Raw genomic sequence first — 7,542 nt, forward strand, 5'->3', positions numbered from 1 at the left:
GATGCTCTCGCTGAAGGACGTCACCATTGCGTACGACGGCCGGCCGGCCGTCCGGGACGTGACGCTCGACCTCGCCGACGGCCAGGTGCTCGCGCTGCTCGGCCCCTCCGGCTCGGGGAAGTCGACGCTCCTGCGGGCCGTGGCCGGGCTGGAGCCGGCCGTGGGCACGATCAGCTGGGACGGCCGCTCGCTCGCCGGCGTACCCACCCACAAGCGGGGCTTCGCCCTGATGTTCCAGGACGGCCAGCTCTTCGACCACCTGACCGTCGCCGCCAACGTCGGCTACTCCCTGCGGCTGCGTCGCGTCGGACGGCGCGAGCGGGCGGCCCGGGTCGACGAGCTGCTCGAGCTCGTCGGGCTGGGTGGCTACGCCGACCGGCTGCCCGGCACGCTCTCCGGCGGCGAGCGGCAACGGGTCGCGCTGGCCCGCGCACTGGCCGTCGATCCGCGGCTGCTGCTCCTCGACGAGCCGCTCTCTGCGCTCGACGCCGGGCTCCGCGAGCGGCTCGCCGGCGATCTGCGCCGGATCCTCACCGAGGCGGGCACGACCGCGCTCATGGTGACCCACGACCAGGAGGAGGCGTTCGCGGTCGCCGACCGGCTCGCGGTCCTCCACGAGGGCCGGGTCGTCCAGGAGGGCGACCTCGCCCAGGTCTGGCAGCACCCCGCCGACGCGTGGACCGCGCTCTTCCTCGGCTACGCACGCGTTCTCGAGGGGGCCGGGGCCGCGGCCGTCCTGGAGGCGGCCGGCCTGCCGGTGCCCGAGCGCCCCGCGGTCGCCGTACGCCGGTCGGCGCTGGTGGCGGACGAGCGGGGGCCGCTCCGCGGCACCGTCGTCTCGGCGCGGGCCACGCCCGACCAGGTCCGGCTCGTCGTCGACGTCGACGGTGTGGGCGAGGTCGACGCCGTCTCCGCCGCCCACGCCCCGGGCCCCGGCGAGAGCGTCCGGCTGCGGGTCGAGCCGTCGCGGACAGCCGTGCCGGGTCTCGCCTAGGTGTCGCGACCGGCGGGATGCGAGGCGGCTGGTCCGGCCCCGTTAGACTCCCCGCGCTGGGTCCGCGCCGGTGCCCGCCACTGTGACCAACCGGGGGAGTGAAGGGTGACGACGCTGGGTCGAAGGGGCCTGTCCTGGGTCATGCGCGCCGCGCCGGTCGTGCTCGCGATCCTGGTGGCCGGCGTCCTGCTCACGGTGCTCGACCCGGCCGCGAAGGTGCCCGACACGGCGACCGACCGGGCGACGCCGGCGTCCGCCGCCGGCAAGCCCAACATCGTGGAGTTCCTCGTCGACGACATGCGCGTCGACGACCTCGCCTACATGCCGAACGTGCGGCGCCTGATCGGTGACCACGGCATCACGATGCAGAACGCCTTCTCCTCCTACCCGCTGTGCTGCCCGGCGCGGGCGTCGTTCTTCTCCGGCCAGCTGCCGCACAACCACCACGTGTGGACCGTGCAGGCGCCGTACGCCTACAGCGCCTTCGACGACTCGCGCTCGATCGCCACCTCCCTGCAGGCCGCCGGCTACCACACCGGGCTCAGCGGCAAGTACCTCAACGGCTACGGGATGATGTCGTCCAAGGGCGGCTGGCGGCTCCGCAAGACGACGGTCGACGGCAAGACCGTGTGGAAGCGGGTCCGCGTCCCCGCCTCGACCACCCTGCGGTCGGCCTACAAGATCCCCAACGGCTGGGACCAGTGGCACGGCTTCCTCGACCAGACCTCGAAGGTGCACAGCGTCCGTACCGGTCGACAGGTCACCGGCGGCACCTACCGGTTCTTCCACGTCGCCGAGTCCGACAACGGTGACCCGAGGACGGTGAAGAAGGGGACCTACTCCTCCGAGATCGTCGGCGACGAGACGGTCTCCATGGTCAACCGCTTCCACGAGGAGCGACAGCCGTTCTTCCTGTCGGCGAACTTCCCCGCGCCCCACGTCGGCCCCGGCAACCGGACCGAGAAGGCCCGCGACCGGCGGGTCGGCCTCGACGGGCTCCGGTCCACCGCCTCCCCGGCCTGGACCTACGGCAGGTTCAACAAGGTGATCAAGCGGGCCCCCGGCGTACTCCCCAACGGCCACACGGAGGCCGACGCCAACCACGACGGCCGCGACACCACGGCGGACACCGCCGACAAGCCGCGCTCGTGGGGCAGGATCCCGGCGCTGGGCCCGAAGAAGCGCAACGCCGTCCGCGCGACCGCGCGCCAGCGGGCGGAGTCGCTCTACGCCACCGACCAGCAGATCGGCCGCGTGATCCGGCGCCTCAAGGCCACCGGGGAGTGGTCCAACACGGTCGTCGTCTTCTGGTCCGACAACGGGTACTTCCAGGGCGAGCACCACCGGGCGGCGGGCAAGATCCTCGAGTACAACCCGGTCATCCGGGTCCCGATGCTCATCACCGGCCCCGGGATGCGGGTCGCGTCCAACCGTGACGACCCGGTCGACGTCGTGGACCTGACCCGGACGCTCCTCGACTTCGCCGGCGCCGACCCGCCGCGTACGCCGGACGGCACGTCGTTCCGCTCCACGCTGCTGCGCGGCGACCGCGGCTGGACCTACGGCATGCCGTACGAGGAGGGCTGGACGATGCCCGGCCAGGGCTCGGCGCAACACCACGACCCGGACTTCCCGGTCGTCAGGCGGGCGCGCACCTTCATGCACCAGCGCCACGTGAACGGCCAGCTGGGGCAGGGGGTCAAGACCTCCCGCTACATCTACGTGCGGTTCGCTGACGGCAGCGAGGAGCTGTACGACGAGGCCGTCGACCCGTTCGAGATGAACAACGTGGCCGGCAAGCCGGCGTACGCCGCGGTGAAGAGGCAGCTCCGCGCGGTCGCGCACAAGCTGATGCACTGCAAGGGCTCGGCCTGCCGGGTGCCGCTCCCGGACTCGCTCAAGGCCTGGCCGGTCGCCAACCGGAAGGCGACGCTGCGCTACTGGAGCCGCGTCTACGGCACCTACGGCAACTCCCTGCAGAAGGCCTACTGGCGCACGCAGAAGCGCCGCTGACCCGGACCCCGATTCGCCGGACCGGACCGGGCTTGGGCATCATGTGCGGATGCTCCGCAGCCTCTCGATCCTCGTCTGTGCTGTCGGCGTGGGGGTGCCGGCACTCGTCCCAGGCGTCGCGAACGCCATGCCAGCGCCGGAGGACGCGCCCTTCGTGACCCACCACCCGAAGCCGAAGCACCACAAGGCCGAACGGCCGCCGGCGGAGGTGAGCGAGGGCAGCGCCGACAACCCGCTCGCGGGTGGCCCGTGGGGCGTCTACACAGGCGACCAGGACGGCGTCTGGCCGGCGTACGAGCGGGCCGGCGGCGAGGAAAAGGCACTGCTCGCGAAGGTCGCGCTCCAGCCGCGGGTCCGCTGGCTCCACTCCGGCCTCGGCGTCGGCGAGCTCGGCGAGAAGATGCGCAGCGAGATCGCGCAGGAGCAGGACGGCAACCCCGACGCGCTCGTGCAGTTCGCCTGGTTCCGGCTCTGGCCCCACGGCGAGGGCGCCCGCAACCGGCCGCTGAGCGGCGCGGAGCAGGCCGACTACCGTGCGGCCGTCGACGCCGCCGTGGACGCGATCGGCGACGCCCGGGTGGCCATGATCCTCGAGCCCGACCTCGCGCTGACCGCGCCGCCGATGCGTCGCGGCGTGACGACGACCGCCGACCCCGGCGTACGCCAGTCCCTCGTGGCGTACGCCGCCGAGCGGTTCTCCTCCCTGCCGCGCACCTCGGTCTACCTCGACGCCGGTGACGCCGACTGGCTCGACCAGGGCAAGGCGCTCTCCGTGCTCGAGGCGAGCGGGATCAAGTACGCCCGCGGGTTCGCGCTGGGCGCGACCCACTACTCCTCGCTCGCCGGCAACATCTCCTACGGCGCCCACCTCGTCTCCGCGCTGGAGCAGGCGGGCTACGGCACCAAGCACTTCGTGGTCGACACCGCCGACAACGGCAGGCCGTTCACCTGGAGCGAGTACTACGCCAAGCACCCGCACGGCTACTTCAACAACGCCGAGACCTGCGGCAGCACCGCCGAGGAGCTCTGCGACACCCTCGGCCCGGCGCCGACCTGGGAGACCGACAAGGACGGTCTCGGCCTCGACGCGGAGCAGCAGGCCGAGGCGAGCGAGTACGCCGACGGCTACCTGTGGTTCGGCAGGCCGTGGCTGGTCAACCAGGCCGCGCCGTTCTCGCTGGAGCGCACGCTGCAGGTCGCGCGGACCACGCCGTACGACCAGACCAACGTGACGGGCGGCTGACCGCCCTCCCTAAGATGACAGGCATGTATCGTCGCGCCCAGATCCTGGTGGCCGGCCTGGCCGTCCTGGTGGGCGGCGGGGCGATCGTGGCCTCGGTCGTCTCCGGGCACCACCTGATCGACCCGGAGGGCAGCTTCCTCGGCCCGTCGTGGGCGCGGCTCCCGCTCCTCCTGGGTGCGGCGATCCTCGTCGACCTGCTCCCGCGGGCGCTGTGGTTCTCCAAGGGGAGGCCGAAGGAGTTCGCCGCGATCTTCCTTGAGCGGATCCGCGCGCACTGGTCCAAGGAGCGGCTCACCCTGGTCGCCCTGGGCGTCATCGGGTTCTACATCGTCTACGTCGGCTACCGGAACCTGAAGTCGTTCCTGCCCTTCCTCATCGGCACGAAGTACGACCGCGATCTGGACCTCATCGACAGCGCGGTCCTCTTCGGCCACCATCCCGGCGTCGTCATGCAGGACATCTTCGGCACCGGGTTCATGGCGTACGTCTTCTCCTACATCTACCTGTGGTTCCTGCCGTTGGTGCCGATCGCCGTCACGGTCTGGATCGTGTGGTCGCGCAACCTCGCCTACGGCTACTGGTTCGTCGGGGCGCAGTGCATCGCCTGGACCCTCGGCACGATCTCGTACTACTGCCTCCCGACCCTCGGGCCCGGGCTCGCCTACTCCTACCGCTACGCCGGCCAGCCGGACACACCGGCCAAGCAGCTGATGGACGCCCTCGTGGACGGGCGACAACGGGTCAGATGGGACCACGTCTTCGACGCGGTCCAGTCGGTCGCCGGCTTCGCCAGCCTGCACTGCGCCATCACGCTGCTGACCGCCCTGATGGTGCAATACACCGTCAATAACCGCTTCGCCCGGATCTTCTTCTGGGTCAACTTCGCCGTCACCGCGCTCGCCACCGTCTACTTCGGCTGGCACTACCTCTCCGACGACGTCGCCGGAGTGATGATCGCGCTGGTCTCCTTCTACCTCGCCGGGCTCGCCGCGGGGCAGAGGTTCCAGCGCAAGGGGGTCCGTGACCTCGCCACCGAGCGGGCGGCGATCAGCGCCCGCGAGAGGCGGGCCGTCACGAGCGGCGCCCCGGCCCCGGACATCGAGCCTGTCGAGACGACCTAGATTGGGCGCATGGTCGACGCCCCTGACGCCGCAGCCCTGACAGCACTCCTCGACGGTCGCCACGCCGACGTACGCGCGCGGGTGCGCGCCGCCGTCGCCGAGCATGCCGGCCTGCTGGCCGAGGTCGAGGAGCTGGACCGGGAGGCCTATCGCGAGCGGGTCCGAGAGGTGCTCGTCGAGATGGCCGGGACCGGTCTGACCGGGCTCGGCTTCCCGAAGGAGTACGGCGGGGGCGGCGACGTCGGCGCGTCGATCGCCGCCTTCGAGGCGCTGGCGTACGGCGACCTGTCGGTCCTGGTGAAGAGCGGTGTGCAGTTCGGGCTGTTCGGCGGGGCGCTGCTGCAGCTCGGGACGAAGGAGCACCACGACGCCTACCTGTCCGACGTGGTCGCCGCCCGCCGGCTCGGCTGCTTCGCGATGACCGAGCACGGCCACGGCTCCAACGTCGCAGCGGTCGGGACGGTGGCGACGTACGACGCGGACACGCAGGAGTTCGTGATCACGACGGCCGCCGAGGAGGCCTATAAGGACTACATCGGCAACGCCGCGCGGCACGGCGAGCTCGCCGTCGTCTTCGCCCAGCTCGTCGTGGGCGGCGAGGAGCGCGGCGTGCACGCCTTCGTGGTGCCGATCCGGGTCGAGGGGCAGCCGGCCGCCGGCGTACGCATCGCCGACGACGGGCTCAAGATGGGGCTCAACGGCGTCGACAACGGGCGGCTGTGGTTCGAGGGCGTCCGCGTGCCGCGGACCGCGCTGCTCAACCGGTTCGCCGACGTGACGCCCGAGGGGGAGTACGTCAGCCCCATCGAGAGCCCGAACCGGCGGTTCTTCACCATGCTCGGCACGCTCGTCCAGGGCCGGGTGAGCGTCGGCGGCGCGGGGATCGCCGCGTCGGAAGTGGCGCTGACGATCGCGATCAGGTACGCGCTCCGGCGGCGGCAGTTCGAGGCGACCTCGACCGACGAGGAGGAGCTGCTGCTCGACTACGGCCAGCACCAGCGCCGGCTGCTCCCGCTGCTCGCGCGGACCTATGCGCTCCGGTTCGCCCAGGAGGTTGTCCGCGACGACCTGCACGCCGTCTTCAGCGGCGACGCCGCGTCGAGCGGGGACGACGACGAGCACGCCCGGCGCGAGCTGGAGTCGCGCGCCGCCGGCACGAAGGCGCTGGGGACCTGGCACGCCACCCGGACGATCCAGGAGTGCCGGGAGGCGTGCGGCGGCGCGGGCTACCTCGCCGAGAACCGCTTCGCCGCGCTCAAGGCGGACACCGACGTGTTCACGACCTTCGAGGGCGACAACACCGTGCTGCTGCAGCTGGTCGCGAAGGGGCTGCTCACCGACTACTCCGGCGAGTTCGAGGAGATGGACCAGCTCGACATGGTCCGCTTCGTCGCGGGGCTGGCGGTGGAGACGGTGCTGGAGAAGACCGCCGTCCACAAGCTGCTCGAGCGGGTCCGCGACCTGCTGCCGTCGCCCGACGCTCAGTCCGGTGACCGAGCCGCGAGCGCCAGCGAGCGTGTCGAGATCCGCGACGCCGACTACCACCTCGCGATGCTGCGCTTCCGCGAGGAGCACATGCTCGCCGGCGTCGCCCGGCGGCTCAAGCGCGGCATCGACCAGGGGATGAACCCCGGCGCCGTCTTCTCCCGCGCCCAGGACCACGTCATCGGCACCGCCCGGGCCCACGTCGAGCGGCTCGTCCTCGAGGCGTTCGTCGCGAAGGTGAAGGGGATGGAGCCCGGCCCCGAGCGGGACCTCATGGAGCTGGTCTGCGACCTGCACGCCCTCGCCACCATCGAGGCCGACCGGGCCTGGTTCATGGAGCACGGCCGGCTCTCCTCCGTGCGCGCCAAGGCCATCACCGCCGAGGTCAACCGGCTCTGCCGCCGCGTACGCCCCCACGCGCGCGTCCTCGTCGACGCCTTCGCCGTCCCCGAGCCGCTCCTGCGCGCCCCGGACCTGCTCGGGGAGGGCTGACCCCACCGGCCGCCGGCACTTCCGCACGGCTGTGGGGAAGTGGTGTCCATTCCGGGTTTCCGCCCTGGGCGGAATCCAGCGGTCGAAGCAACGCTCCTGATGTGAGACGGAGTGGTGCAGATGACGAGGGCGTGTTCGCCTGAGGTCCGTTCGCGGTTGTTCGAGTTGGTGTGTTCGGGAGCGTCGCTGTCGGC

5 protein-coding genes are annotated in these 7,542 nt (G+C 71.8%); all 5 read left to right on the top strand.

The annotated features are described in order from the left end of the window. Position 1 precedes the first annotated feature (1 nt). Positions 2-994: an ABC transporter ATP-binding protein gene (locus tag ABLE53_RS20065; protein ID WP_348860916.1), complete on the top strand. Its 993-nt coding sequence runs from the start codon at positions 2-4 to the stop codon at positions 992-994. Between the two features lie 105 nt (positions 995-1,099). Next, positions 1,100-3,007, top strand: a complete 1,908-nt coding sequence (locus ABLE53_RS20070) for a sulfatase-like hydrolase/transferase (protein ID WP_348860917.1) — start codon at positions 1,100-1,102, stop codon at positions 3,005-3,007. Positions 3,008-3,056: 49 nt separating this feature from the next. After that, the gene (locus ABLE53_RS20075) at positions 3,057-4,250 is read left to right on the top strand and encodes a glycoside hydrolase family 6 protein (protein ID WP_348860918.1); all 1,194 of its coding nucleotides are present in this window, start codon (positions 3,057-3,059) and stop codon (positions 4,248-4,250) included. Between the two features lie 23 nt (positions 4,251-4,273). Continuing rightward, entirely contained in the window at positions 4,274-5,371 is a 1,098-nt protein-coding gene (locus tag ABLE53_RS20080; RefSeq protein WP_348860919.1) for a phosphatase PAP2 family protein, read from the top strand. 9 nt (positions 5,372-5,380) lie between these two features. Next, on the top strand, positions 5,381-7,348 hold the full coding sequence (locus ABLE53_RS20085; protein ID WP_348860920.1) for an acyl-CoA dehydrogenase family protein: 1,968 nt from the start codon (positions 5,381-5,383) through the stop codon (positions 7,346-7,348). Positions 7,349-7,542: the final 194 nt, after the last annotated feature.

It is taken from the genome of Nocardioides asiaticus (assembly GCF_040049175.1).
GTDB classification, from domain to species: domain Bacteria; phylum Actinomycetota; class Actinomycetes; order Propionibacteriales; family Nocardioidaceae; genus Nocardioides; species Nocardioides cheoyonin.